Raw genomic sequence first — 25,331 nt, forward strand, 5'->3', positions numbered from 1 at the left:
CGCTCGGCGGTTACGCCCGGGGATGGGCGTTGCGGTAGACGTCGAGCAAATGCGCCGCATCCACCTGAGTGTAGATTTGCGTCGAGCTGAGGCTGGCGTGGCCGAGCAACTCCTGCAGCGCGCGCAGATCCGCGCCACGGCCGAGCAGATGGGTGGCAAAGCTGTGGCGTAGCGCGTGCGGCGTGGTCCGTTCGCTCAAACCCAGCCGCGCCCGAGCGCCGCGGACCGCGCGTCGCACCACCGCCGGCGACAGCGGGCCGCCCTTGGCACCGCGGAACAGCGGTTCGTGCCGTACCAGCGACCACGGCACCGCCGCCGCATAACGCTCCACCGCCTCGCGGACCTGCGGCAGCAGCGGCACCAGCCGGGTCTTGTCGCGCTTGCCGGTGACGCTGAGCGTGTCGCCGAGCGGCATTACGCCGGCGGCCAGGTCGATCGCCTCGCCAATGCGCAGGCCAGCGCCGTAGAGCAGCATCAGCACCGCCCAGTCGCGCAGGCCGATCCATGGCTCGGCGGCATCATCGGCAACCTCATCGGCCAGTGCGATCGCCTCGGCGGGTGAGATCGGCCGCGGCAGCCCCTTCTTGACCCGGGGCCCCTTGAGGCGCGGCGCCGCTGCATCGGGGTTGGCCCAGGCGAGGAAGCCCCGCACCGCCGACAGCTCGCGCGCCGCCGAGGCATTCCCCAGCCCTTCCCCGCGCCTCCGTGCCAGAAAGGCGCGCAGGTCCGCCGCCTCGAGCTGCGTCAGCCGCTCGCGGTTAACCTCGCCACCCCAATGCTCGCGGAGAAAGCCGACCAACCGCACTGCGGTCGCCTCATACGCCCGCACCGTATGCACCGAGCGGCGGCGGTCGCGACCGAGATGCTCACTCCAGGCGAGCGTCAGCGAAACGGGCGGATTTTCAGCCATGCTGCTGCATGAGCCTCATGAGGTTTCTACTGCAAACAATATTAACCCGGCTTGTGGCACTGCGAGGCACGATGTCCGTTGCCGCCCCTCCGATCTCGCGTTCGCCAGACGAGCAGCGCCTGGCGACCCTGCACTCGCTCGACCTGCTCGACACCGCGCCGGAGCAGGAATTCGATGCGCTGGTCGCGCTCGCCGGGCAGATGCTCGGTTGTCCGATGGCACTGCTCACGCTCATTGATCGCGACCGCCAGTGGATCAAGGCCGGCACCCCCAACGACATCCAGAACCTGCCCCGCGACCTTGCATTCTGCGACCATACCATCCGCGGATCGACGCCGATGGTGATCGAAGACTCGGCCGCCGACGCTCGTTTCGCCAGCAACCCGCTGACCCTTTCCGATACCGTCCGCTTCTACGCCGGCATGCCGATCCACGCGACCGATGGTGATGGGCAGCGACAGCCGATCGGGGCGCTGTGCGTCACCGACACGGCGCCGCGCTCGCTGAACGCCGCTGGTCGCGCGGCACTTCTCCACCTTGCCTCCCTGGCCGAGGCACTGATCGCGGCGCGGCAGACCGCACTCGAGGCGGTCCGGCTCGCCACCGCCAGCCAGCAGCTCTCCACCGATCTGGTGCGCCACGACCGGATCTTCCGCCAGGCCGAGCGGATGGCGCGGATCGGATCGTGGCGCTACTCGATCGACGAAGAGCGGCTCGACTGGTCGGACGGCGTCTTCGCCATCTACGGCCGGCCGATCGGCGCCACGCCCTCGCTGGAGGAGGCGATGGCGCCCTTTCCGCCGGAGGCCCGCGAGGTGGTTCAGGCCGAGTTCGACCGGGCAATCGCCACCGGGAGCTCGTTCGACATAGAGGTGGATTTCTGCGCCCGCCCCGGCGAGCCACGCAAGGTGCGCAGCATGGCCGAGGCCGATGTGGTCGACGGCCGCACCGTTGCCATGGTCGGGGTGTTCCAGGACATCACCGAACGACACGCCCTCGAGCTGGCACTGCGCCACTCGGCCGATACCGACGCGCTGACCGGCATCGCCAATCGCGCCGCCTTTGATCGGCAGCTCGCCCGCGCCATGGAGCGCGCCTGCAGCGAGGAGCGCCCGCTGCTGCTCGCGCTGATCGACCTCGACGGCTTCAAGGCGATCAACGACACGCTCGGCCACAGTGCCGGCGATGACGTGCTACGCCGGGTGGGCCAGGTGCTGACCGCGCCATGGCTCGCCGGCTGCACCCCGGCCCGGATCGGCGGCGACGAGTTCGCGCTGATCGTCGAGGATTCGCTGCTGGTCCACGCACCCGACCAGCTGGCGAGGCGGCTGGAAGAGGCGCTGCAATGGCAGGTCGCCGCCAAGGGCATCATCCTGGTCAGCGCCGGCACCGTGGGCGTCGCCGCGCTCGGCGAGGATTGCCACAGCGCCCGCGACTTCACCCACCGCGCCGACACCATCCTCTATGCCGCCAAGCGGAGCCGCACCGGCGAGCGCCGACGGATGGATCGCTACCGCGCCGCCGGCTGAGCCGGGCCGCAGCCGAACGACCCGCTTCACGCCACCCCGCCGAGGCCCCATATGAGGGCCGATGTCGTCCCGTGCCCGTGTCCTCGTCCTCAACTCCGCCCTCGGCCCTCTCGATTATCGGGTGCCCGCCGGCATGGCCGTGGAGCCCGGATCGATCGTGATCGCGCCGCTCGGTCCGCGGCAGCTGCTCGGCGTCGCCTGGGAACCCGAGCGACTGCCATCGGACGCCGAGGTCGGCGACAACCGCCTGCGCAATTTGCTCGGCGTTGTCGATGCGCCACCGCTGCGCGCGCCGCTGCGCCGATTGATCGAATGGACCGCCGCTTATTACCTCGCGCCGCCCGCGTCAGTGGTGCGGATGGCGCTCGCCTCCACCTCGGCGCTGGAGGGTGCCCGTACCGCGACGGAATATCGCGCCACCGGCGACGTGCCGCCGCGTATCACCCCGCAGCGCGAGCAGGCGCTGGAACGGATCGGTGACCGCCAGGGCCTGATTCGTGAGCTCGCCGCCCTCGCCGAAGTGTCCGACGCGGTGATCCGCGGCCTTGTCAAATGCGGCGCGCTGGAGGCGGTAGAGGTCAGCATCGATAGCCCGTATCCGGCGCCCGATCCGGCGTTCGGTCCGCCGACCTTGTCCGATCAGCAGCGCGCCGCTGCCGAGGTGCTGACGGCGGGCGTGCGCGACCATGATTTTCGCCCGACGCTGCTCGACGGCGTCACCGGGTCGGGCAAGACCGAGGTCTATTTCGAGGCGGTCGCCGAGGCGATCCGGCTCGGCCGGCAGACGCTGGTGCTGCTCCCCGAGATCGCGCTCACCGAGCCGTTCCTCAAGCGCTTTTACGACCGCTTCGGCTGCGAGCCGGTGCCCTGGCATTCGGGCCTGCGCTCCACCCAACGGCGGCGCGCGTGGCGGGCGATCGCCAGCGGCGAGGCGATGGTCACGGTCGGGGCGCGGTCGGCGCTGTTCCTGCCCTATCGCAACCTTGGGCTGATCATCGTCGACGAGGCGCATGAAAGCAGTTTCAAACAGGAAGAGGGCGTTCATTACCACGCCCGCGACGTCGCGGTGATGCGCGGCAAGTTCGAGGGCTGCCCGGTGATCCTCGCCTCCGCGACTCCGGCGATCGAGACCCGCCAGCAGGTGGAGATCGGCCGCTATGCCGAATTGAAGCTGCCCGGCCGCTACGGCCCCGCCGAGATGCCGACGATCGAGCCGATCGACTTGATCGAGCACCCGCCCGAGCGCGGCCGCTGGCTGGCGCCGCAGCTCGTCACGGCGATGGCGGAGACGCTGGCCAAGGGCGAGCAGTCGCTGTTGTTCCTTAATCGCCGCGGCTATGCGCCGCTCACCTTGTGCCGGACCTGCGGGCACCGCTTCCAATGCCCCAATTGCACCGCCTGGATGGTGGAACACCGCCTCACCCGCCGGCTCGCCTGCCATCATTGCGGCCATGTCGAGCCGATCCCGCGGCTGTGCCCCGAGTGCAAGGAAGAGGACACGCTGGTCGCCTGCGGCCCGGGGGTGGAGCGGATCGCCGACGAGGTGACCGCGCTGTTCCCGGAGGCGAAGACCGCGGTGGTGACCTCCGACACCATCTGGTCGCCGGCCAAGGCGGCGGAGTTCGTCGGCCGGATGGAGGCGGGCGACATCGACATCGTCGTCGGCACCCAGCTCGTCACCAAGGGCTACCATTTCCCCAACCTGACCTTGGTCGGCGTGATCGATGCCGACCTCGGCCTCGAGGGCGGCGACCTGCGCGCGGCGGAGCGGACCTTCCAGCAGATCCGCCAGGTCTCAGGCCGCGCCGGGCGTGGCGAAAAGCCGGGGCATGTTTTCATCCAGACCCACAGCCCCAAGGCGCAGGTGATGCAGGCGCTGATCACCGGCGATGCCGAGGCGTTCTACGAGGCCGAGACCGAGGCACGGCGCGATGCCGGCGCACCGCCGTTCGGCCGCTATGCGGCGATCGTGGTCTCCTCGGAGGATCGCGCCTGCGCGCATGAGACGGCGCTGCTGGTCGGACGCTCGGCGCCGCAGGTGGACGGCATGGCGGTCTATGGCCCCGCCCCTGCCCCACTGGCGATGCTGCGCGGGCGCCACCGCTATCGGCTGCTGGTCCATGCCCGCCGCGCGCTCGATGTTCAGGACGTGATTCGAGACTGGCTGGGAGGGCTCGACTGGCCGACCAAGGCGCGGGTGACAGTGGATGTAGATCCGTACAGTTTCCTGTAAGCGCCACGATGTGGGAAATGGCGGAATTCCGCCGAAGGTCTCACTAAAGTCTCACCTGGTGGCGGCTGCCAGGTGGCTCACGTCCAACTTATTCGTCATGCTGAACTCGTTTCAGCATCCACGGCCGGCGCTGTCCGCCGGGCACGTCCGGGCCATGGATCCTGAAACAAGTTCAGGATGACAGTGGTGGTGGGGCGACGGCTTGTACCTCTCGACGCTTTACCTGAGGAGAGGCGTGGTTCCGCATTGATGAACGTGAGAAAGAGCCGCGAGCCTAAACGACTCCGGCTCGCGACGCTGGCATAATCGAATCGTGTAGGACAGCCGGGCGCCGGTGTTTCTCGGCTGCGCTCCAACCACCAGGCAAAGGGGAACCGCCGACCGGGCTAGCTCAGCCCGCGCGCTCGGCGAGCACGGTCAGGCCCTTGGCGTTGACCTCGGCGAAGCCGCCCTGGATGGAGATGGTCTCGGCGGTGCCGCCCTGGGTGCGGTAGACCGACAGCGCGCCGTCGCGGACGGTGGACATCAGCGGCGCATGACCCTCGAGCACGCCGAAGTCGCCCTCGGTGCCGGGCACGACCACCATGTAGACGTCCTCGGAACGGACCAGCTTCTCAGGCGTGACGAGTTCGAAGTGCAGCATCTGTTCTTCTCCCCCCTCCCGCGCGGGAGGGGTCGGGGGAGGCCATGGCGGGACAGGGCGTCAAGGAAACCCTCCCCCAGCCCTCCCGATCACGGGAGGGGAACTACAGACCCCTCCCGCGGTCGGGAGGGGTGAAGGCTTACGCCTCCTTGGCCATCTTCTCGGCCTTGGCGACCACCTCGTCGATGCCGCCGACCATGTAGAAGGCGGCTTCCGGCAGGTGGTCATATTCGCCGTCGACCACGGCCTTGAACGAGCGGATCGTGTCCTCGATCTGCACGAACTTGCCCGAGATGCCGGTGAACACCTCGGCGACGTGGAACGGCTGGCTGAGGAAGCGCTGGATCTTGCGTGCACGGGTCACCGTGAGCTTATCCTCTTCGGACAATTCGTCCATGCCGAGGATGGCGATGATGTCCTGCAGCGACTTGTAGCGCTGGAGCAGCGACTGGACCGCACGCGCGGTGTCGTAATGCTCCTGACCGACGACGCGCGGCTCAAGCACGCGGCTGGTCGAATCGAGCGGATCGACCGCCGGATAGATGCCAAGCTCCGAGATCGCGCGGTTGAGCACCGTGGTCGCGTCCAAGTGGGCGAAGGAGGTGGCCGGCGCCGGATCGGTCAAATCGTCGGCGGGGACGTAGACGGCCTGCACCGAGGTGATCGACCCCTTGTTGGTCGAGGTGATCCGCTCCTGAAGCGCGCCCATGTCGGTCGACAGGGTCGGCTGATAGCCCACCGCCGACGGAATGCGGCCGAGCAGCGCCGACACTTCGGCGCCCGCCTGCGTGAAGCGGAAGATGTTGTCGACGAAGAACAGCACGTCCTGGCCTTCGACGTCGCGGAAATATTCGGCGATGGTCAGGCCCGACAGCGCGACGCGCGCGCGCGCGCCCGGCGGCTCGTTCATCTGGCCGAACACCAGCGCGACCTTCGAGCCCTCGCTGATCGGATTGCCCTCGGCATCCTTGGCGATAACGCCTGCGTCGAGGAACTCGTGGTAGAGATCGTTGCCCTCGCGGGTGCGCTCGCCGACGCCGGCGAACACCGAAGTGCCGCCATGGCCCTTGGCGATGTTGTTGATCAGTTCCTGGATCAGGACGGTCTTGCCGACGCCGGCGCCGCCGAACAGGCCGATCTTGCCGCCCTTGGCGTAGGGCGCGAGCAGATCGATCACCTTGATGCCGGTGACGAGGATCGCATTCTCGGTCGACTGATCGACGAACAGCGGCGCCTCGGCATGGATCGGGCTGCGCAAATCGGTCTGCACCGGCCCACGCTCGTCGATCGGCTCGCCGATCACATTGAGGATGCGGCCGAGCGTTGCCGGGCCGACCGGCACCGAGATCTGGCTGCCGGTGTCGCGGACGTTCTGGCCGCGGGTCAGGCCCTCGGTCGAATCCATGGCGATCGTGCGCACGGTGTTCTCGCCGAGATGCTGGGCGACCTCGAGCACCAGGCGGTTGCCGTTGTTGTCGGTCTCCAGCGCGGACAGGATCGACGGCAGGTTCTCGGGGAAGTGCACGTCGACGACGGCACCGATCACCTGGGCGATGGTGCCCACGTTGTTGGTCTGGCCCTGATGGTTGGGGCGGATGTCTTCGGCGAGGGTTGCCATGGGTCTGCTTCCTACTGCGAAACTTTAGAGCGCTTCGGCGCCCGAGATGATTTCCACCAGCTCGGTGGTGATCGCGGCCTGACGGGTGCGGTTATATTCGATCGACAGGCGATTGATCATGTCGCCTGCGTTCTTGGTCGCGTTTTCCATCGCGTTCATGCGGCTGCCCTGCTCCGAGGCGGCATTTTCCAGCAGCGCGCGGAACAGCTGGATCGCGACGTTGCGCGGCAGCAGATCGGCAAGGATGGTCTCCTCGTCCGGCTCATACTCCGTCACCGCCTCGGCCGCGGCGACCGTACCCTTGGCGGCGGCCGGAGCCGGTACCGACACCGGGATGATCTGCTGGCCGGTCGGCTCCTGCACCAGCGCCGAGACGAACTTGGCGTAGAACAGATGAGCGACGTCGAACTCGCCCTTGGCGTAGCGCGCGATGAGATCGTCGGCGATCCCCTTGGCATCGGCGAAAGCGACGTTCTTGATCCCGGCGAGATCGTGATCGGCGAGGATCTGGTCGGGATAGAAGCGGCGGATCACCCGCCCCTTCTTGCCGGCGATGTAGAAGCGCACCGTCTTGCCCGCCTTCTCCAGCTCCTCCGCCTTGCGGCGTGCCGCGCGAACGATGTTGCTGTTGAACGCGCCGGCGAGGCCGCGCTCGGAGGTGGCGATCACGATCAGCTGGACCTGGTCCTTGCCGGTGCCCGCGAGCAACGGCGAGACGCCGATGCCGCCGCCAATACGGCCGGCCAGGCTCGCGACCACGCCTTCGAGCCGCTCGGCATAGGGACGGCCGGCCATCGCCGCCTCCTGCGCGCGGCGCAGCTTGGCGGCGGCGACCATCTTCATCGCCTTGGTGATCTTCTGCGTCGACTTCACCGAGCCGATGCGGATCTTGAGGGCCTTGAGTGACGCCATTTACTTGAGCACCATATCTGCACCGTCATGCTGAACTCGTTTCAGCATCCATGGCCCATCGCCGCCCGCGCGTGCGGCGCGAGGGTCCGGCCATGGACCCTGAAACGAGTTCAGGGTGACGATGTGTGGGTTGTTCCGCATGCGCCTTAAGCGAAGGTCTTCGCGAACTGGTCGAGCGCGGCCTTGAGCCCCGCCTTGGCCTCGTCGCCGAGATCGCGGGTGTCGCGAATCTTGGCGAGCACGTCCGAATGGTTGGCGCGCAGGTCCTGCAGCATCGCCGCTTCGTAGCGGACGACGTCGTTCACCGCGACCTTGTCGACATAGCCGTTCGTGCCGGCGAAGATCGACGCGGTCTGCTCCTCGAACGGCATCGGTGCGAACTGCTTCTGCTTGAGCAGCTCGGTGAGCCGGGCGCCGCGGGCGAGCAGCTTCTGGGTCGAGGCATCGAGATCCGAGCCGAACTGCGCGAACGCCGCCATCTCGCGATACTGGGCGAGCTCGAGCTTGATCGAGCCCGACACCTTCTTCATCGCCTTGGTCTGCGCGGCCGAGCCGACGCGGCTGACCGACAGGCCGACGTTGATCGCCGGGCGGATGCCGGCGAAGAACAGGTCGGTCTCGAGGAAGATCTGGCCGTCGGTGATCGAGATCACGTTGGTCGGGATGTACGCCGAGACGTCACCAGCCTGGGTCTCGATGATCGGCAGCGCAGTGAGCGAACCGCCGCCATTGGCGTCGCTCATCTTGGCGGCGCGCTCGAGCAGGCGGCTGTGGAGATAGAAGACGTCGCCGGGATAGGCTTCGCGGCCCGGCGGGCGGCGCAGCAGCAGCGACATCTGGCGGTAGGCGACGGCCTGCTTGGAGAGATCGTCGAACACGATCAGCGCGTGCATCGCATTGTCGCGGAAGTACTCGCCCATCGCGGTGCCGGTATAGGGCGCGAGGAACTGCATCGGCGCAGGGTCCGATGCGGTTGCGGCGACGACGATGGAATAGTCCATCGCGCCATTCTCTTCGAGCGTCTTGACCAGCTGCGCCACGGTGGAGCGCTTCTGCCCGACCGCGACATAGACGCAGTAAAGCTTCTTCTTCTCGTCGTCGCCGGCGTTCGCCGTCTTCTGGTTGATGAAAGCGTCGATCGCGACGGCGGACTTGCCGGTCTGACGATCGCCGATGATCAGCTCGCGCTGGCCGCGGCCGACCGGCACCAGCGCGTCGATCGCCTTGAGGCCGGACTGCATCGGCTCGCTCACTGACTGGCGCGGGATGATGCCCGGTGCCTTGACCTCGACGCGGCTGCGCTGGTCGGAGACGATCGGGCCCTTGCCGTCGATCGGGTTGCCGAGACCATCGACGACGCGGCCGAGCAGGCCCTTGCCGACGGGCACGTCGACGATCGTGCCGGTGCGCTTGACGACGTCACCTTCCTTGATCTGGGCATCCGAGCCGAAGATCACGACGCCGACATTGTCGGCCTCGAGGTTGAGGGCCATGCCCTGCACGCCGTTCGAGAATTCGACCATCTCGCCCGCCTGGACGTTGTCGAGCCCGTAGATGCGCGCGATGCCGTCACCGACGCTGAGCACCTGGCCGGTCTCCGAGACCTCGGCCTCGGCACCGAAATTGGCGATCTGGTCCTTGATGACCTTGGAGATTTCTGCGGCGCGGATATCCATCACTTAGCCTTTCATCGCGTGCGCGAGCGTGTTCAAACGGGTGCGGATCGACGAATCGATCATCTGTGAGCCGATGCGGACGACGAGCCCGCCGAGCAGCGCCGGATCGACCGACAGGTCGACCGCGACCTCGCGGCCGACGCGCTGGCGCAATTGCTGCTTGAGTTCGACGACCTGCTCGTCGGTGAGCGGATAGGCGCTGGCGACCTCGGCGCTGACCTCGCCGCGGTGGCGGGCGGCGAGCTCGCGGAACGCGCGGGTGATCGCGGGCAGCTTGGCGAGCCGGCGGTTCTCGGCGAGCACGCCGAGAAAGTTTTTGGTGGTCGCGTCGAGCCCGAGCTCGTCGGCGGTGGCGAGCACCGCCTTCACCGCGGCGCCGCGGGCGACCAGCGGGCTGAGGGTGAGCGCCTTGAAATCGGCCGACTGGGCGAGCGCGTCGCGAATGGTCGCGAGGCTCTGCTCGACGGTGTCGATCGTCTTGGAATCACGCGCGAGCTCGAACAGCGCGATCGCATAGCGACCACCTAAGCTTGCCTGAATACCGCCGGATGTCTCCACGCGATCGAAGTCCTCGTTATCAACGGTTAGACCCATAAGGATATGGGCGCGAAACCGCGCCTGCCATGGGATGCCGGGCGGCTAGCATGGGGGTGGCGATGATGCAAGCAAGCTGGGCGGCTGCATGACAGTTGCGTGAACGGTTTTTGTCAGGGTGTTGCGCAACCGCGGGGTCGCGGCGCAAAGGCACCGCCGGGCCCCTTTCGGGCAATAGGATCGAGACGATGAGCGCAGGCACGATGGAACGGATGATGATGAGCGACGGCGCCGAGATCGGCGTCTATCATGCCCAGCCGAGCGGCACGCGGCGTGGCGGGCTGGTGCTGATCCAAGAAATCTTCGGGGTCACCGAGCATATCCGCTCGCTGTGCGACGATTACGCCGCGCTCGGCTATGAGGTGCTCGCCCCGGCGGTGTTCGATCGCGAGGCGCCGGGCTTCGAGATCGACTACACCCGGTTCGACGACGGCGTGAAGCTCGCCCGCGAACTCCATCCGTTCGACCTCACCCTCGCCGACACCCAGACCTGCGTCGATGCGCTGGCCGGAACGGATGGCAAGGGCGGCCCAGTGTTCGTGGTCGGCTATTGCTATGGCGGCTCGGTCGCCTGGTTCGCGGCGACGCGGATGCACCATGTGACCGCGGCGAGCGGCTATTACGGCGGCATGATCGCCGCGGCCGCCGACGAGGAGCCCAAGGTGCCGGTGATCCTCCACTTCGGCAAGCTCGACGCGCATATCTCGATGGCCGATGTCGAAACGATCGCCGCCAAGGACTGGCCCAACGCCACCGTCTACACCTATGACGCCGATCACGGCTTCAACTCGGATCGCCGCGCCCAATATGACGAGGCGTCGGCAACGCTAGCCAAGCAGCGCACGCTCGACCTGTTCCACGCCAACGGCGGCTGACGCCCGGACCCGTGCTTTGGGCGCAAGCGGCGGGATGGAGACACCCCGCCGCGGCGCTACATAAGGGATCATGAGCACGATCATTGACCCCGCCACCGTCCCCGGCATCGACCAGGAGGCCGCCTGGGCCGCCTTCGCCGCCCGCGATCGGAGCCACGACGGGCGGTTCGTGATCGGGGTGAAGACCACCGGCATCTATTGCAAGCCGAGTTGCCCGGCGCGCCACCCGCGGCGCGAGAACGTCTCCTTCCATGCCGATCCGGCCGCGGCACAGGCCGCTGGTTTCCGCGCGTGCCGGCGCTGCCTCCCCGACGCGGTCGGCCGCGACCGGGTCGCGGTCGCCGAGGCGGTGCGGCTGATCGAGGCCGCCGAGGCGCCGATCACGCTCGGCCCGCTCGCCGCCGCGGTCGGCTATGCGCCGCACCATTTTCACCGGTTGTTCAAGCGCGCGACCGGGGTGACGCCGTCGGCCTATGCCCGCGGGCTGCGCGCCGGGCGGGCCGCCGACGCGCTGCGCGACGAGGATCGGGTGACTGATGCGATCTACGAGGCGGGCTATTCGGCGCCGAGCCGCTTCTACGACGAGGCGGCACCGCGACTGGGGATGGCGCCGAGCGCCTGGGCGCGCGGGGGCGCCGGCGCGACGATCCGCTGGACGATCGCCGCCACCAGCCTTGGCCCGCTGCTGATCGCGGCCACCGATAAGGGACTGTGCCGGATCGCGTTCGACGAGGACGACGCGGCGCTGGTCGAGCGCTTCCCGCGGGCGACGGTGATCGCCGGCGGCGACTCGCTCGCCAATCTGGCCGCGCGGGTGGTGGCACAGGTGGAATCGCCCGAGCGCGACCACGACCTGCCGCTCGACGTGCGCGGCACCGCCTTTCAGGAGGCGGTGTGGCAGGCGCTCAAGACCATCCCCGCAGGCGAGACCCGCAGCTACGCACAGCTCGCCGCCGCCGCCGGCGCACCCGGCGCGACACGGGCGGCGGGCAGCGCGTGCGGCGCCAACCCGCTGGCGGTGGTGGTGCCCTGCCATCGCGTGCTGCGGGGCGATGGCAGCGCCGGCGGCTATGCCTATGGGGTGGAACGCAAACGGGCGCTGCTGGACCGCGAGCGAGGTTAACCGCTGCCGATACGTTGGCCGGCGTCGCGGACGATCCTGCTCCCGAACGGGGTGCTGGTGGAGGATCAGTCTGGTCCGTTCGTGCTGAGCCTGTCGAGGCCCATGGGTCTCACTGCCCTTCGACAAGCTCAGGGCGAACGGAGTACGACAGGCAGCTCACCTCGTCAGAGATTACGGCGCGCTGCCTCCAGCGCTGCCCGGTGCCGTGGCGGTGGCGGCCTTCTCGCCATCGGCCTTCTCGGCCGCCTCGAGCGCGGCCTTGCCCTTGAGGCCGGCGTCGAGCAGCGCGACGAGCTGCGCGGCCGGGTTGTTGGGGCCGGCATGGGCATCGAACGCCAGCGGCTGCAGCGTGTGGCGAGCATCGTCGATCTTGCCATCGACGATCGCCTGGCGAGCGACGGCGAAGCGGAGGCCAGGATCCTGCGGCACCAGTTCGAGCGCGCGATCCAGTGCCTGGATTGCGCTGGCGGTGGGCAGCTGATCGGCAAGCTCGAAGCTTTCGTAGAACAGCAGCAGCGCCTGCGCGTCATTCGGATCGAGGTGGTTGGCCTTGATGATCCAGCTCCGCGCCGCCTGCCACACCGCGGCATCCTTGGCCTTGGCGTCATGCGCGCGGCGCAGCGCGATCTGCGCCTTGTAGACCAGCGCCTGTTCGGACTTTGGATCGGCCGCCAGCGCGCGATCGGCGGCAGCGTCGGCGAGATCGTCACGACCGGCATCAAAGGCCATCTCGGCGAGCCATCCCTGCACCACCGGATCGCGCGGATAGTTCGCCGCGATGACGGTCGCGCGCGCGAACAGTGGCTGCGCGGTCGTCCGGTTGACGCCGCGGTCGGATTGCATGCGCAAGCCGATCATCGCCTTCTCACCCGGTGCCAGCGCACGCACCGACACGGTTACCGCGGGCAGCTTGTCGATCGGGATCCGCGTTGCCGGGAGGGTTGACGCCGCCAGATAGGCATTAACCGCGCGGTTCATCGCCTTGAGGTCGCCAAACGCCTGCCGCGCCGCGTCCAGGCTCGGCGTCCCCTTGTTGAGCGCATCGAGATAGGCGGCGAACTGCTTGCGCCGATCGGTGTTGAACATGATGTAATGGGTCAGCAACCAGCCGCGCGCGTAGAGCGACTCGGTCTCTTCATCGTTCATCGGCTTGGTGCGCGGCGTGAACAGCTGCTCGACCGACAGCGACTTGCCCATGAACAGACTATAAGCCCGATGATTGGCGGCTCCGCCGATCTGGACATAATCTTTTGTCACCTGCGCGGTCGACGCGAACTCGGCATAACCTTCCGAAAACCACGCCGGATAGGCGGCGGCATAATTGCCGAGCAGGAAGTGGTGGGCATATTCGTGAAACAGCACGATCCGCGGCTGCAGATCGAGCACGTTACTGGTATCGAAGCCGCCCTTGGGCGTGAACGCCACCGAGCCGGTCACCCGTGGTTCGTAGAAGCCGGCGACGTTGCGGCATCCGCTGCCACCGCCGCACAGCCGCTTCACCGCCTCGTCGTCGGCAACGACATAAACGGTGACCTTGTTGGCCTCATCCTCCGGGTTCGAGCGGACGTGGTGGAAATAGCGCAACACCTGATCGAAGCGCTCGAGCTGTTCGGCCTGGCGCTTAATTTCGGCGGCATTGTTGTCGGCATAGACGATGAAGTGCGACGACGTCGCTTCCAGCCATTCGGCGTGGGCGGGCTGTTGCACCACCGCCATCGTCAACGCCGCCGCCGCCATCCGCCAGCGCCAACCAACAGCCGTCATCGTCGCATCCCCCTGCCCCTTGTCGGGTGATCCTATCGCCGGCGGATCACCCTGTCAGCCCGCGGCTTTGCAGGCATAGACCAGCTTTTCGTTGGGCAGTCGCGGCAGCGCGGCGCGGATCGCGGCCTGCTGCTGGATTAGCGCTTCGGTCGGCGCCGGTTCGATGGTGCAGGCCTTGAGGCCGGTCTGCACGCGCAGCTTGCGCGCTGCCGCCATCGCCGTGGCGGGGAGGAAGTAGCGGGTGTTGGTATAGGTGCGGGTCGCCGGATCGAAGCCGAGCACCGACAGCGTCTGTTCGGCATCCGGGACCAGCACCCGCTCCCACCGGCTGGCGCTTGCGACATATTGGGTGTGGCCGTTCATGCAGCCGTTGCGCCCCCAGTCGAGCGCCACGTCCGCGGTCGACGACATCGTCACCCGGCTGCGCTCGGGCTGCATGGTGCAGACCAGCTTACCGAGCGGCGCGTTGCGGCTGCTGGCGACGGTGAGCGCGGCCGGCGCGGGCAGCTCGATATCGGCGGACGGCCGCAGCACGAACACAGTCACCGCGGTGAGCATGGCAAGCGCGCCGACGACGGCGGCCCAGATCGCGTGGCGCCGCTGGTCGCGGATCTCGAGCAGCCCGGCACCGCCGATCATCAGCGCTCCCGCCACCAGCAGCAGCCCGGCGATGGCCATGACATTTTCGCGGTGGCGCTCGGCTGCATTGCGCGCGGAGGCGAGCGCCTCCTCGCGGTTCATCTCGGCCTGGGTGCTGGCCTCGCGTCGCGCGGTCGCCGCCTCGGCTTGAGCATGAGCCTCCGCCTCGGCGTCCTGGCGCAGCCGCTCCTCCATTGAGGTGCAGGGCGTGCCAATCGTGGCGAAGGGCTGATCGGCGTCGTGGAGGAAGCTCGCCAGCTCGGTATCGGCGATCGCAAAGCCGAATGAGGAATCGCCTTCCTCGCCGCGGGTGATCGCCGAATTGACGCCGATGACCCGGCCGCAGCGATCGAGCAGCGGCCCGCCGGAATTGCCGCGGGCGATGCTGGCGGTGTGGAGCAGCACCTCGATTCCCGTCAGGCTGCGGCGACCGGAGAACACCCCTTCCGAGCGCACCGGCGAGGTCGGCCGGATATAATCGGCAGCCGATTGCGCGGTGGCGAGATCGACGTTGCCGGGATAGCCCAGCGCCACCACCGGATCGCCCTCGGTCACCGGGCCGGTATAAAGCGCGGCGGGCGGCAGCGCGGCGCCGGTGAATTCGATCAGTGCCAGATCGCGCTTGGAATCATAGGCGATCACCTTGCCCTGGTATGATTTGTCGCCTTCGGAGGGGACGATGCCGATCACGACATTGTCGGGGTAGCGATCGGCTAGCTCCATGACATGGGCATTGGTGACGATACGATTGGGTGCGATCGCAACGCCGCTGCCATGGCCGAAGCCGACCACCTCGCCATCGACCACCGCGATGGTAACGACGCGCACCACCCCGCGTGCCGTGGCGGCAATGTCATCGGCCGCAGCGGGCGCGGCCCAACCAAGCGCGGCGAAAAGAAGCAGGAGCCAGCGGATCACGGCGCTTCTCGAACGGCACCGAGGCGCCGGTGTCAAGCGCCGCCCCCCTGGGTGCCGGCGACGATCCAAGAGAAGCTGCGGGAAACCAAGCTACTTTGGTTAGGAATATCTCAAACCTTGGCCCCTACCGATCACGCCAGAGCATGAGGGTATGGCGATGAGTGCGTTCGGACGGCGGAGCGGAATGGGCGGCGGGCAGCCGTCACGGCCTGCATTCGGGGTGGCGCGGCCGATGCAGGGCGGCGGCACGCCGCGGCCCGAGCCGGAGGCGATCGGCGGCGGTAGCCAATTCCCGCCGATCGACATGCTGCCGCTGCCCGGCGAGGAGGGTTACGGCACCCAGCCCGACCAGATGAGCGACGCGATGCAGCGCCTCACCGATCGCCAGAATGCGAGCGGCGACGCCGGCAACAGCCGCGGCGAGGGTTTTGAGGCGTCGATCCACAAGATCAAGGAGCAGGTGCTGCCGCGCCTGCTCGAGCGCGTCGACCCTGAGGCCGCCGCGACGCTCGGCAAGGACGAGCTCGCCGAGGAATTCCGGCCGATCATCGGCGAGGTGCTCGCCGAATTGAAGCTCACCCTCAACCGCCGCGAGCAGTTCGCGCTCGAGAAGGTGCTGGTCGACGAATTGCTCGGGCTCGGACCGCTCGAGGAACTGCTCGCCGACCCGACTATTACCGACATCATGGTCAACGGCCCCGAGCAGACCTACATCGAGCAGAAGGGCAAGCTAGTGCTCGCCCAAATCCAGTTCCGCGACGAGGAGCATCTGTTCCAGATCGCACAGCGGATCTGCAACTCGGTCGGCCGTCGCGTCGACCAGACCACCCCGCTCGCCGACGCCCGCCTCAAGGACGGCAGCCGCGTCAACGTCATCGTGCCGCCGCTGTCCCTGCGCGGCACCGCGATCTCGATCCGTAAATTCTCCGCCAAGCCGATCACGCTCGACATGATGGCGAACGGCGGCTCGATGAGCAGCAAGATGGCGACCGCGCTCAAGATCGCGGGCGCGAGCCGGTTCAACGTCGTCATCTCGGGCGGTACCGGCTCGGGCAAGACGACCATGCTCAATGCCCTCTCCAAGATGATCGACCCGGGCGAGCGCGTGCTGACGATCGAAGACGCGGCCGAGCTTCGGCTGCAGCAGCCGCACTGGCTGCCGCTGGAAACCCGCCCCGCCAACCTCGAGGGTCAGGGCGAGATCAGCATCCGCGATCTCGTCAAGAACGCGCTGCGTATGCGCCCGGATCGCATCATCCTCGGCGAAATCCGCGGCAGCGAGTGTTTCGACATGCTCGCGGCGATGAATACCGGCCACGACGGCTCGATGTGTACCCTCCACGCCAACTCCCCGCGCGAGGCGCTCGCCCGCATGGAGAACATGGTGATGATGAGCGACATCAAGGTGCCCAAGGAAGCGATCAGCCGCCAGATCGCGGATTCGGTCGAGCTGATCATCCAGGTGAAGCGCCTGCGCGACGGTTCTCGCAGGGTCACCAACGTCACCGAGGTGATCGGCATGGAAGGTCCGGTGATCGTCACCCAGGAATTGTTCAAGTTCGAGTATCTCGACGAGAGCGCCGACGGCAAGATCATCGGCGAATACCGTTCGATGGGTCTCAGGCCCTATACGCTCGACAAGGCCAAGCAGTTCGGCTTCGACCAGGCATTCCTCGAGGCGTGCCTGTAAGCTGATCGGCGCCATGCGCGTAGACGACTCGGGATCCGCCACGACACCATTGCCGCCGCCCCACGCAACCGCGTCGTGGTGGCGGGCGACAGCTGGTCGCCCGCTTCTCTGGCTGATGCTGCTCGGCGCGGCGCTGCGGATCATCGCCGCCGCAGTGCCTGGCTTCCATCATCCGGACGCGATCTATCAATATCTCGAGCCCGCACAGCGCCTGCTGACCGGCGACGGGGTGATTACCTGGGAATGGCGCGCGGGGATCCGCAGCTGGACGCTGCCGGCACTGCTCGCAATGCCGCTTGGCCTCGGCGAATGGCTGGACCCTATGGGAGCCTTGCCAACGCTGCTGCCGCGAGTTGCGACGGGACTCGCCTCGCTGTCGATCGTCTGGGCGGCGTGGCAGATCGGCCGCCGCCATGCGCCGCTCACCGGCGTGCTCGCCGCGTTCGTCGCGGCGACCTGGTTCGAGCTGATCTTCTTCGGCGCGCAGACGCTGGCGGAGCCGCTCGCCACCGCGGCCTTCCTGCCGGCTGCGGCCCTCGTTACCGCCCCACGCCAGCGCGCGCGCGACGCCGCCATCGCCGGCGCGCTGCTCGGCTTCGTGCTCGTCGCCCGGCCGCATTACGCACCCAGCATCGCCACGCTGATCCTCGTCGCTTGGTGGCCGCGCGGTGCGCAGGCGGCACACTGGCGGCGTGTGCCCTGGCTGATCGCGGGCGGGCTGGTGGTGGGGCTCGCCAGCGCCGCGATCGATGCCGCGCGAGGCCAATTGCCCTTCGCCTGGATGTTGGAGAATCTTCGCCAGAATATTGTCCATGGCGTCGCGGCGCGCTACGGCACCTTGCCGGCGATCGCTTATGTGTCGTGGCTGCTCGAGGTCTGGCGGTGGTGGATCGTGCCGGTGGCGATCGGCGTGCGGTTCGGCTGGCGGCGGTGCCCGGCGTTGGCGGCGGCGGCCCTCGTCACGCTGCTCGTCCACAGCGGCATCGCCCACAAGGAATATCGCTTCATCTTCCTGGCAGTGACGGCGCTGCTGGTGCTGGCCGCGATCGGCTGGGGCGAGATCATCGGCCTGGTCCGCCAGCGCTGGGGTGCAACGGTCGGCCGGCGGGTCGCGTTCGGGGTGTTCGCCGCCTGGGGACTGGCGTCGCTCGGGCTGGCGGAGGGGTCGTTCGCGCCCAATCAGTTCGATCCGGGCACGGCGGGAAGCCAACTCTTCGCGGCGATCCGCCGCGATCCCGCAGCCTGCGGGGTGGCGTTCATGGTTACCGATGGCGTCATCACGTCATTGCCTGGCATGAGCGCGCTGCGGCGCGCCATACCGCTCAGCCTGTTCTGGAACCAAGATCCCGCGGTGACGCCGGAGGATCCGGAACGTGCCGCCGCGCGATGGAGTGCGAGCTATAACCGGCTGATCACATTCTCCGTGGGGCCTGAACACACGCCGACGGACTACAAAGCGTTGGCCTGCCACCCACTGCGCGACGGCCGGCTCTGCCTGTTCGCACGGCCTGGCCGCTGCGCCGGCGCGGCAGGATCCCCCTTCCTGGTCAACCGGGTGCTGGCGCGCACGGGATTCTAGCCGGGGATGCCAATCCCCCGTAGGAGGACCGCGATGCGCTTGCTCCTCCCGTCGATCCTGCTGCTGCTCGCCGCCGCCCCTGCCCCACCGGCGGGCCCGGAGGATGGCGTCACCACCCTGGCCGCCGATGCCGAGGCGCAATGGGTGCCGTTCGATCTTACCCCGGGCAACCAGATCCGCTTCGCGATGCGGCTCGATTCGCGGCCGATCACCGCGGTGCTCGACACTGGGGTGTCGTTCTCGGTGCTGGCGCGCGCCTCGGCGGCGGTGGATCCGGCGCGATTAACGAGCGGCGGCCAGGCAACCGCGATCGGCGGTGCCGTCGCCACCGGTTGGCTGCCGACCGGCACCATCACCATCGGCGGCCTGACCCGGCGCGGCGGCGGCGTCTCGGTCGCCGACCTGCCGGCGCTGGCCACCGGCGGCGCGACGCCGGTCGACATGCTGGTCGGCCGCGACCTCACCGGCGGTCAGGCACTCGACATCGACTATGAACATCGCCGCTTCCGCCTCATCCCCACCGGCCGCCTGCCGTTCACCGGCGCGACCGCGCCGCTCGCCATCTCCGCTGCGCGGCGGGTCTATGAAAGCGAGCTCACCGTTGCCGGCCGCCGCCTCGCGCCGATGGTGGTCGACACCGGCGATGGCTCGGCGATCACCTTGTCGGCGGCGGCCTGGCAGCGCGCGGGGCTTGCCACCTTGCCCAACACCACCACCATTTCGTTCGGGCTTGCCGGCCCCGTGGTGAGCACGCTGGCGATCGCCCCGGCGGTGGCACTCGGCACCCAGCTGGCGCGGCAGGTGGAGGTGCGGGTGGAGCCCGCCGGCGGCTTCTCACAGGCGATCGGCGTTGCCGGACGGATCGGCTCGGGGTTCCTGCAGCGTTATCGCGTGCTGCTCGACCCGGCGGCGGGGCGGATGGTGCTGCAGCCCGGCCTGACCGCCGACCAGCCGCCGCTGCGCTCCACCAGCGGACTTCTGGTAGGGATCGAGCCGGACCGGCTGCGCGTGCTCCATGTGATGCGCGGCGGCCCGGCGGAAGCGGCGGGCTGGCATGACGGCGATCGCATCTGCCGGATCAACGGCGTCCCGATCCCCGCCGATTATGCGGGCAACCCGATCGCCGCCTGGTCGATCGGCGCACCGGGCACGGTGGTGATGCTCGGCCTGTGCACCGGCGAGGTCCGCTCGCTGACCCTAAAGCGCTTCTACTGAGGGCTCAGCGACGACATCAGCCCGCGTGGAAGCCGAGCCCGGCCATAATCATCGCCGCAAGCAGCGCCGCCATCTGCACCGTGCGCCAATCGACCACGCCGACCCGATCAAGATCCTGCCGCAGCCGCCGGCGGCGATCGCCGAGCCCGGCCACAATGGCCAGCAGCACTGCGACCGCAGCCCCCACGCCCCACATCATCTCAGCCGAGCTTCTCGACCTTTTCCTGCAGCCGCGACAGTTCGGCGCGCAGTGCGGCGATCTCGTCGTCCTTGGTCCCGCCCGGTGCCGCGCCAGCCGCCGCCGCCGGCATCACCGGCTTGAACGCTTCCGCCGCGGCCTCGAACATCGCCATGTTGCGCTTGGCGATCTCGGCGAAGGGAGAATGGGCGAAGGCGCCCTCGACCGCCGACTTGAACTGCGCCTGGTTGCGGCGAAAATTCTCCATCGATGCATCGAGATAGCCCGGCACCAGTGCCTGCATCGAATCGCCGTACATCGCGATCAGCTGGCGCAGGAAGCCCACCGGCAACATCGCCTGGCCGCGGTTTTCCTCGTCCATGATGATCTGGGTGAGGACGCTGTGGGTGATGTCCTCTTCGGTCTTGGCGTCGATCACCTTGAAGTCGCGCCCTTCGCGCGTCATCGTGGCGAGGTGGTCCAATGTGATGTAGGAAGAGGTTTCGGTATTATAGAGACGCCGGTTGGCGTACTTCTTGATAATGACCGTGCCGTCCCCCGCGTTTTGTTTTTTCATCCGGCTCTCCATCCGTGATTGAGGCGGACGATACGCCGATGCTTGCCGCACCGCAACACGGGCCACGCCCTCTCCCTCTGTTTCTCGCCATGCTGCGCAGCGAAACCGCAGATGTACCCGACGCTCGCGCCGCCGCGCTGCGTGGCCTTGCCTCCTATCAGCAAGCGCCCCGCCCGCCCGCGCCCGAGCCGATGCCTGCGCGTTTTTTTGAAGGCCGGGTATGCCTGCGCGACTATGGCGGCGTCGGTCCGCCGGTTGTTTTCGTGCCGTCGCTGATCAATCCGCCGGGGATCCTCGACCTCGGCGAGCGATCGCTGCTGCGCTGGATGGCATCCCAGGGATTGCACGTGTGGCTGGTCGACTGGGGCACCCCGGAGCCTGCCGATCGCACGCTAGGCCTCGCGGATCATGTCGAACAGCTGCTGATCCCGCTGATCCAGCGCCTGGAGGAGCCGCCGGTGCTCGTCGGCTATTGCCTTGGCGGCACGCTGGCGATCGCCGCCGCGGCGCGCACGCCGGTGGCCGGGCTGGCGACCCTCGCCGCGCCGTGGCGGTTCGCGGGCTATGGCGATGCGCGGGCGTCGATGCTTGAGATGTGGCGCCGCGCCCAGCCCTGGTGCGAGCGGCTCGGCCTGGTACCGATGGAGCTACTGCAGGCCGGCTTCTGGCAGCTCGACCCCGCCGCCACCGTGGCGAAATACGGCGCATTCGGTCGGCTTGACCCCGGCAGCGCCGCGGCGAGCGATTTCGTGCGCCTTGAGGATTGGGCCAACACCGGCGCGCCGCTGCCCTACGCCTTCGGACGCGAGCTGTTCGAGCAGTTCGTCGGCGACGATCTGCCCGGCAGCGGCCGCTGGGTGGTCGGCGGCAGCCCCATCGAGCCGGCTGACCTCGCCTGCCCCACCGTCGATGTGGTGTCGCGCGCCGACCGCATCGTCCCTGCCGCCACCGCCGCGCAGCTGCCGGGGCGTAGCGACAGCGGGTTAGGCCATGTCGGCATGATCGTTAGCCGGCGCGCGCCTGCAGAGCTGTGGGTACCGCTGGCCGAATGGATCAAGGATGTCGGCGCCTGATCCGGCGACGGCACGATGCGGACGCGCCTATATCCACGTCCGGTCTAACCGCGCACCGAGGCTGGTGAGCAGCTCATATTGCGACATGCCCGATTGCGCCGCCGCCTGTGGCAGCGCGAAATCGAGCGCGATCCAGTCGCCTTCGGCCAAGTCGGATTGTGTCGAGACGTCGATCGCGGTGAGGTCCATCGAGACGCGGCCGATCACCGGCAGGTCGCCGGCGGCGCCGCGGTCGGAAAAGCCGCGGAAATAACCGTCGGCATAGCCGATGTTGAGGATCGCCACCTCGGTGTCCGCGCGCGCCGTCCAGGTCGCATTATAGCCCACCGTTCCCCCGGCGAGGACAAGCCGCCGTTGCAGGATCTGCGCCTCGGGCACCGCGACCTGGCGGATAGCCGCCAGTTCGGGCCGGGCGACGCCGCCGTACAGCGCCAGGCCGGGGCGGACGAGATCGAAGTGATATCCGCCGCCAAGCGCGACGCCTGCCGAATTGGCGAGGCTCATCCGCCGCGCATCGGTGACGCCGGCCAAGCTGGCGAACAGCGCCCGCTGACGCTCGTTCATCGGCGAATCCTCGTCGGCGCAGGCGAGATGGCTGATCAGCGTCTCGATCCGCAGGCCCACGAGCAGCCCGTCGCGCACCGCAGCGCTCGACACGCCAAGCCGGTTCATCCCGGTGTCGACCATGACGTCGCAGGCACCGCCCCCGGCGTCGCGCCAGCGGGCGACCTGCGCGTCGGTGCTGAGCACGGGACGGGCGATGCCGCTCGTCGCCAGCGCCATGTCGTCGGCACGCAAACCGTGGAGCACCGATACCGGCAGCCCGAGCGGGGCCAAAGCTTCGGCCTCGCGCCACGTCGCAACGAAGAAATCGCGGCAGCCCGCTGCGGCGAGCCGCCTGGCCACGTCGCTCGCGCCGAGGCCATAGCCATCGGCCTTGACCGCCGCGCCGCATGCCGCGGCGCCACTGAGGCGGTCCATGTGCTGCCAATTGGCGACAAGCGCGGCGGGATCGAGGCGGAGGCGAAGAGGAGCGGTCACCCGCGTCGCATAAGCCGGGCCGACGCGGGCGTCGATGGCTGCATGCCACCGACGATCGCCAGCGGACCTACTTCATCGCGTATTTGAACCCGATCCACAGCGTCCGCGGGTTAGCGCGCTCGACGATGTCCGCGCCGCTGATCCCCGTCTCGATCCGCTTGTCGAACAGGTTCTCGCCGCGCGCCTCGATCGCCAGCCCATGGGTCACCGGCAGCGACAGATAGGCATCCAGCGTCGTCGCAGGATCGAGGCTGTCGATATTGACGTCGTCATCGAATTGGCGACCGATGTGGCGCACGGTGGCGGAAGCGGCGAGGCCGCCGCGCCGCCAGCCGAGCGTGCCCGACACCTGATCCTTGGGGGTCTGCGCGGGCCGCAGCCCGTCGAGCGCGGCGGCGAGCCCCGTGGCATGGACCTCGGCGTCGACATGGCTCCACGAGGCGAGCGCGGTGAGATGACCGAGCGTGTAGCTCGCATCGACCTCAAGCCCGGTGGAGGTGATCGCATCGAGATTTTCCCGGATCAGCGAACTGCTGGTCGCGGTGCGCGACAGGGTGACGTTGGCGATCGCATCCTTCAGCCGGTTGTGGAACACGGTGGCGGCGAGGCTGACGCCGGCCAGCGGGGTCAGCGTCACGCCGCCTTCATAGCCGGTCAGCCGCTCGGGGCTGAGCGCGGCATTGGCGGCGGTGGTGTCGTTGCCGACGCGGAACGGGCGGTAGAGCTCGTTGAGGGTCGGCAGCCGCCAGCCGCGATAGGCCGCGGCGCGGAAGGTGACGAGGCTGGCGACCCGATAGGCAAGCCCTGCTCGGCCGCTGAACTCGCTGCCGTCGCGGTCCGGGAACTGGTTGTTGGTGAGCGCGGCGCCGCCGGCGAGCGGCCGCTCGGTAAGCGAGCCATCGTCGATGTTCCAGAAGTCCACCCGGCCGCCGAGCGTGACGGTGAGATCGCCGAGATCGGTGCTGGCATCGGCGAACAGGCCCTTGTTCTGATTCGATCCGCCGGCCTCGCGGCGGCGGGTCGGCACCGCATTCTGGAACAGGTACAATTCCTGCGTCTTGCCGGTGACATCGCGGATGTCGGCACCGAGCCGCAGGTCGATCCCGGCGCCGATCGGCGGCTGGATCTCGACCCGTGCGCCGAGCCCGGTGGCAGGCACGCTATATTGGTCGAGCGACTGGGTGACGGTGGCGCGGTCGGCGCTAACCGAGGCGAACTGCGAGGCAAAGGCGCGGGTCTGGAGATAGCCCAGCATCGACCAGCCCCAATGGCCGTGGCCGACCAGCCGGAGGCTGGCGTCGGCCCCCTCGGACTTGTTGTCGGTAAAGTCAGTGCCGCGGTTGCGACGATCGGTGAAGGCGCTGAGATTGGCCTGCAGCTCGGTGGAGGGGGCGATGCCGATCACGGCGCGAATCGCGCCCGACGCCTGCTCATAGGGCGCTGCATGATCGACCGCGCCGCGATCCTCGGCGACGGTGGGGATAAAGCCATCGCCGCGCGCATAGGCGCCCGAGATGGTCGCAAAGCCGTTGCCCCGCACCAGCGACGCCGACCCTTGCGCATCGACCGAAGCGCGGCTGCCATAAGCCAGGCTGGCGGCGAGCGGCGACAGCTGATCGGGCTTGGCGCTGTCGAGCTCCACGGTGCCGGCGAGCGCCCCGGCGCCATAATAGCCGCTGCCACCGCCGCGGGTGACGCGGACCTGGCCGAGCCGGTCGGTCGCATAGGCCGGGAACGCCACCCAGCCGCCGAACGGATCGGTCTGCGGCACGCCATCGAGGATCAGCAGCGCGCGGCTGGAGGCGTTGCCGCCGATCCCGCGCAGGCTGATGCCCTGGCTGGTCGGGTTGGCGGAACGCGAGTCCGAGCGGCGGAACTGCTGGAGCCCGGCGACATCGGCAAGCACGCTCTCGAGCCGGTCGCTGGCATTGGCCTCGAGCCGGTCGCGATCGATGGTGACGACGTCGAACGCCCTGTCGCCGGGGGTGGAGAGACCGCGGCCGGTGACGACGATATCGGGGCCCGTATCGTCGCCCACGGAGGCGACCGTCTGCGCCGATGCGATCGGGCAGCCCATGACGACGGTGGCGACCAGTGAGGCGGCGGCGAACAGGTACGGCTTCATGCGGCCCCCATGATCAGCAAACCGGTCGCCGGCAACCGCGGCCCGGCGATTTGCGTCGCAGCGTGACCTATATGTACCAGCCCGTTAACGGCGTTGCCGGCTCCGTAAACCATGCCCCGCACCTGCATTGTTCAGCCGCGGGAACATTGCCGATCCGCGAGCAGTTAGGACCGGTATGGACCGTCCGTTGCTCTCCGCCGAACGGCTTCGTGATGAACTCAACCAGGCCGCACTGCGCCTGTCACTGGACAGCGAGGGCGCGCGAATCGATTTCATGCTCCCCACCCTTGCCGACCCCGCCGAAGCGTTCGATCACAATTGGGACGTACAGGCCTATTGCCCAGAAGGGCTGGACGAGATCTGCCGCCGCGCGGTGGAGCAGGTCGCCGAGCAATGGGATCTGGAGGCGGAGTGAACGG

General features: G+C 68.3%; 21 protein-coding genes. 9 read left to right on the plus strand and 12 right to left on the minus strand.

Annotation, left to right across the window (positions count from 1 at the left end):
- Positions 1–10: 10 nt before the first annotated feature.
- Entirely contained in the window at positions 11–910 is a 900-nt protein-coding gene (locus tag AC07M8_RS12975) for a tyrosine recombinase XerC (RefSeq protein WP_495174748.1), read from the minus strand.
- Positions 911–981: 71 nt separating this feature from the next.
- Between AC07M8_RS12975 and AC07M8_RS12980 the strand changes: the two genes are divergently transcribed.
- Both AC07M8_RS12980 and AC07M8_RS12985 read left to right on the plus strand, forming a co-directional pair.
- Positions 982–2,439 carry a diguanylate cyclase domain-containing protein gene (locus AC07M8_RS12980; RefSeq protein ID WP_495174749.1) on the plus strand — a complete coding sequence of 486 codons (1,458 nt, stop codon included), beginning with the start codon at positions 982–984 and terminating at the stop codon, positions 2,437–2,439.
- 61 nt (positions 2,440–2,500) lie between these two features.
- Entirely contained in the window at positions 2,501–4,672 is a 2,172-nt protein-coding gene (locus AC07M8_RS12985; protein WP_495174750.1) for a primosomal protein N', read from the plus strand.
- A 391-nt stretch (positions 4,673–5,063) separates the two neighbouring features.
- On the opposite strand, the gene AC07M8_RS12990 is transcribed toward AC07M8_RS12985, so the two are convergent.
- The 5 genes from AC07M8_RS12990 to AC07M8_RS13010 all read right to left on the minus strand — a co-directional run bounded on the left by AC07M8_RS12990 (position 5,064) and on the right by AC07M8_RS13010 (position 10,115).
- A complete protein-coding gene (locus AC07M8_RS12990; RefSeq protein ID WP_495174751.1) occupies positions 5,064–5,315 on the minus strand; it encodes an ATP synthase F1 subunit epsilon in 252 nt (83 codons plus the stop codon).
- Between the two features lie 139 nt (positions 5,316–5,454).
- Complete coding sequence (gene atpD, locus AC07M8_RS12995) at positions 5,455–6,933, minus strand: F0F1 ATP synthase subunit beta (RefSeq protein WP_267393856.1); 1,479 nt, start codon at positions 6,931–6,933, stop codon at positions 5,455–5,457.
- A gap of 24 nt (positions 6,934–6,957) precedes the next feature.
- The gene (locus tag AC07M8_RS13000; RefSeq protein ID WP_267393855.1) at positions 6,958–7,845 is read right to left on the minus strand and encodes a F0F1 ATP synthase subunit gamma; all 888 of its coding nucleotides are present in this window, start codon (positions 7,843–7,845) and stop codon (positions 6,958–6,960) included.
- Between the two features lie 146 nt (positions 7,846–7,991).
- Positions 7,992–9,521, minus strand: coding sequence for a F0F1 ATP synthase subunit alpha (gene atpA / locus AC07M8_RS13005; protein ID WP_495174752.1), 1,530 nt, complete (start codon positions 9,519–9,521; stop codon positions 7,992–7,994).
- Positions 9,522–9,524: 3 nt separating this feature from the next.
- Positions 9,525–10,115 (minus strand): F0F1 ATP synthase subunit delta, encoded by a 591-nt coding sequence (locus AC07M8_RS13010; protein WP_495174753.1) that lies wholly within the window; start codon positions 10,113–10,115, stop codon positions 9,525–9,527.
- 188 nt (positions 10,116–10,303) lie between these two features.
- Here AC07M8_RS13010 and AC07M8_RS13015 point away from each other — a divergent pair, with 188 nt between their 5' ends.
- Both AC07M8_RS13015 and ada read left to right on the plus strand, forming a co-directional pair.
- Complete coding sequence (locus AC07M8_RS13015; protein WP_495174754.1) at positions 10,304–10,990, plus strand: dienelactone hydrolase family protein; 687 nt, start codon at positions 10,304–10,306, stop codon at positions 10,988–10,990.
- Positions 10,991–11,060: 70 nt separating this feature from the next.
- Positions 11,061–12,113, plus strand: coding sequence for a bifunctional DNA-binding transcriptional regulator/O6-methylguanine-DNA methyltransferase Ada (gene ada, locus AC07M8_RS13020; RefSeq protein WP_495174755.1), 1,053 nt, complete (start codon positions 11,061–11,063; stop codon positions 12,111–12,113).
- A gap of 171 nt (positions 12,114–12,284) precedes the next feature.
- Here the strand turns inward: ada and AC07M8_RS13025 are convergent, their stop codons facing one another.
- Both AC07M8_RS13025 and AC07M8_RS13030 read right to left on the minus strand, forming a co-directional pair.
- Positions 12,285–13,877, minus strand: coding sequence for a tetratricopeptide repeat protein (locus AC07M8_RS13025; RefSeq protein ID WP_495174756.1), 1,593 nt, complete (start codon positions 13,875–13,877; stop codon positions 12,285–12,287).
- Between the two features lie 54 nt (positions 13,878–13,931).
- Entirely contained in the window at positions 13,932–15,434 is a 1,503-nt protein-coding gene (locus AC07M8_RS13030) for a S1C family serine protease (protein ID WP_495174757.1), read from the minus strand.
- Positions 15,435–15,591: 157 nt separating this feature from the next.
- Here AC07M8_RS13030 and AC07M8_RS13035 point away from each other — a divergent pair, with 157 nt between their 5' ends.
- From AC07M8_RS13035 to AC07M8_RS13045, 3 genes are all read left to right on the plus strand, one after another.
- Positions 15,592–17,124: a TadA family conjugal transfer-associated ATPase gene (locus tag AC07M8_RS13035; RefSeq protein WP_495174758.1), complete on the plus strand. Its 1,533-nt coding sequence runs from the start codon at positions 15,592–15,594 to the stop codon at positions 17,122–17,124.
- Between the two features lie 115 nt (positions 17,125–17,239).
- Positions 17,240–18,703 (plus strand): glycosyltransferase family protein, encoded by a 1,464-nt coding sequence (locus tag AC07M8_RS13040; protein ID WP_495174759.1) that lies wholly within the window; start codon positions 17,240–17,242, stop codon positions 18,701–18,703.
- A gap of 33 nt (positions 18,704–18,736) precedes the next feature.
- A complete protein-coding gene (locus tag AC07M8_RS13045; RefSeq protein WP_495174760.1) occupies positions 18,737–19,918 on the plus strand; it encodes a retropepsin-like aspartic protease in 1,182 nt (393 codons plus the stop codon).
- Between the two features lie 16 nt (positions 19,919–19,934).
- On the opposite strand, the gene AC07M8_RS13050 is transcribed toward AC07M8_RS13045, so the two are convergent.
- A complete protein-coding gene (locus tag AC07M8_RS13050) occupies positions 19,935–20,117 on the minus strand; it encodes a hypothetical protein (protein ID WP_495174761.1) in 183 nt (60 codons plus the stop codon).
- A 1-nt stretch (position 20,118) separates the two neighbouring features.
- A complete protein-coding gene (phaR, locus tag AC07M8_RS13055; RefSeq protein ID WP_495174762.1) occupies positions 20,119–20,673 on the minus strand; it encodes a polyhydroxyalkanoate synthesis repressor PhaR in 555 nt (184 codons plus the stop codon).
- A gap of 38 nt (positions 20,674–20,711) precedes the next feature.
- Here phaR and AC07M8_RS13060 point away from each other — a divergent pair, with 38 nt between their 5' ends.
- Positions 20,712–21,746: an alpha/beta hydrolase gene (locus tag AC07M8_RS13060; protein WP_495174763.1), complete on the plus strand. Its 1,035-nt coding sequence runs from the start codon at positions 20,712–20,714 to the stop codon at positions 21,744–21,746.
- 27 nt (positions 21,747–21,773) lie between these two features.
- On the opposite strand, the gene AC07M8_RS13065 is transcribed toward AC07M8_RS13060, so the two are convergent.
- Both AC07M8_RS13065 and AC07M8_RS13070 read right to left on the minus strand, forming a co-directional pair.
- Positions 21,774–22,787, minus strand: coding sequence for an alanine racemase (locus AC07M8_RS13065; RefSeq protein ID WP_495174764.1), 1,014 nt, complete (start codon positions 22,785–22,787; stop codon positions 21,774–21,776).
- Between the two features lie 67 nt (positions 22,788–22,854).
- A complete protein-coding gene (locus AC07M8_RS13070; RefSeq protein WP_495174869.1) occupies positions 22,855–24,864 on the minus strand; it encodes a TonB-dependent receptor in 2,010 nt (669 codons plus the stop codon).
- A 223-nt stretch (positions 24,865–25,087) separates the two neighbouring features.
- Here AC07M8_RS13070 and AC07M8_RS13075 point away from each other — a divergent pair, with 223 nt between their 5' ends.
- Positions 25,088–25,327, plus strand: coding sequence for a hypothetical protein (locus AC07M8_RS13075; RefSeq protein ID WP_495174765.1), 240 nt, complete (start codon positions 25,088–25,090; stop codon positions 25,325–25,327).
- The last annotated feature ends 4 nt before the right edge of the window (positions 25,328–25,331 follow it).

Source organism: Sphingomonas sp. GW821-FHT09E03, from assembly GCF_059416225.1.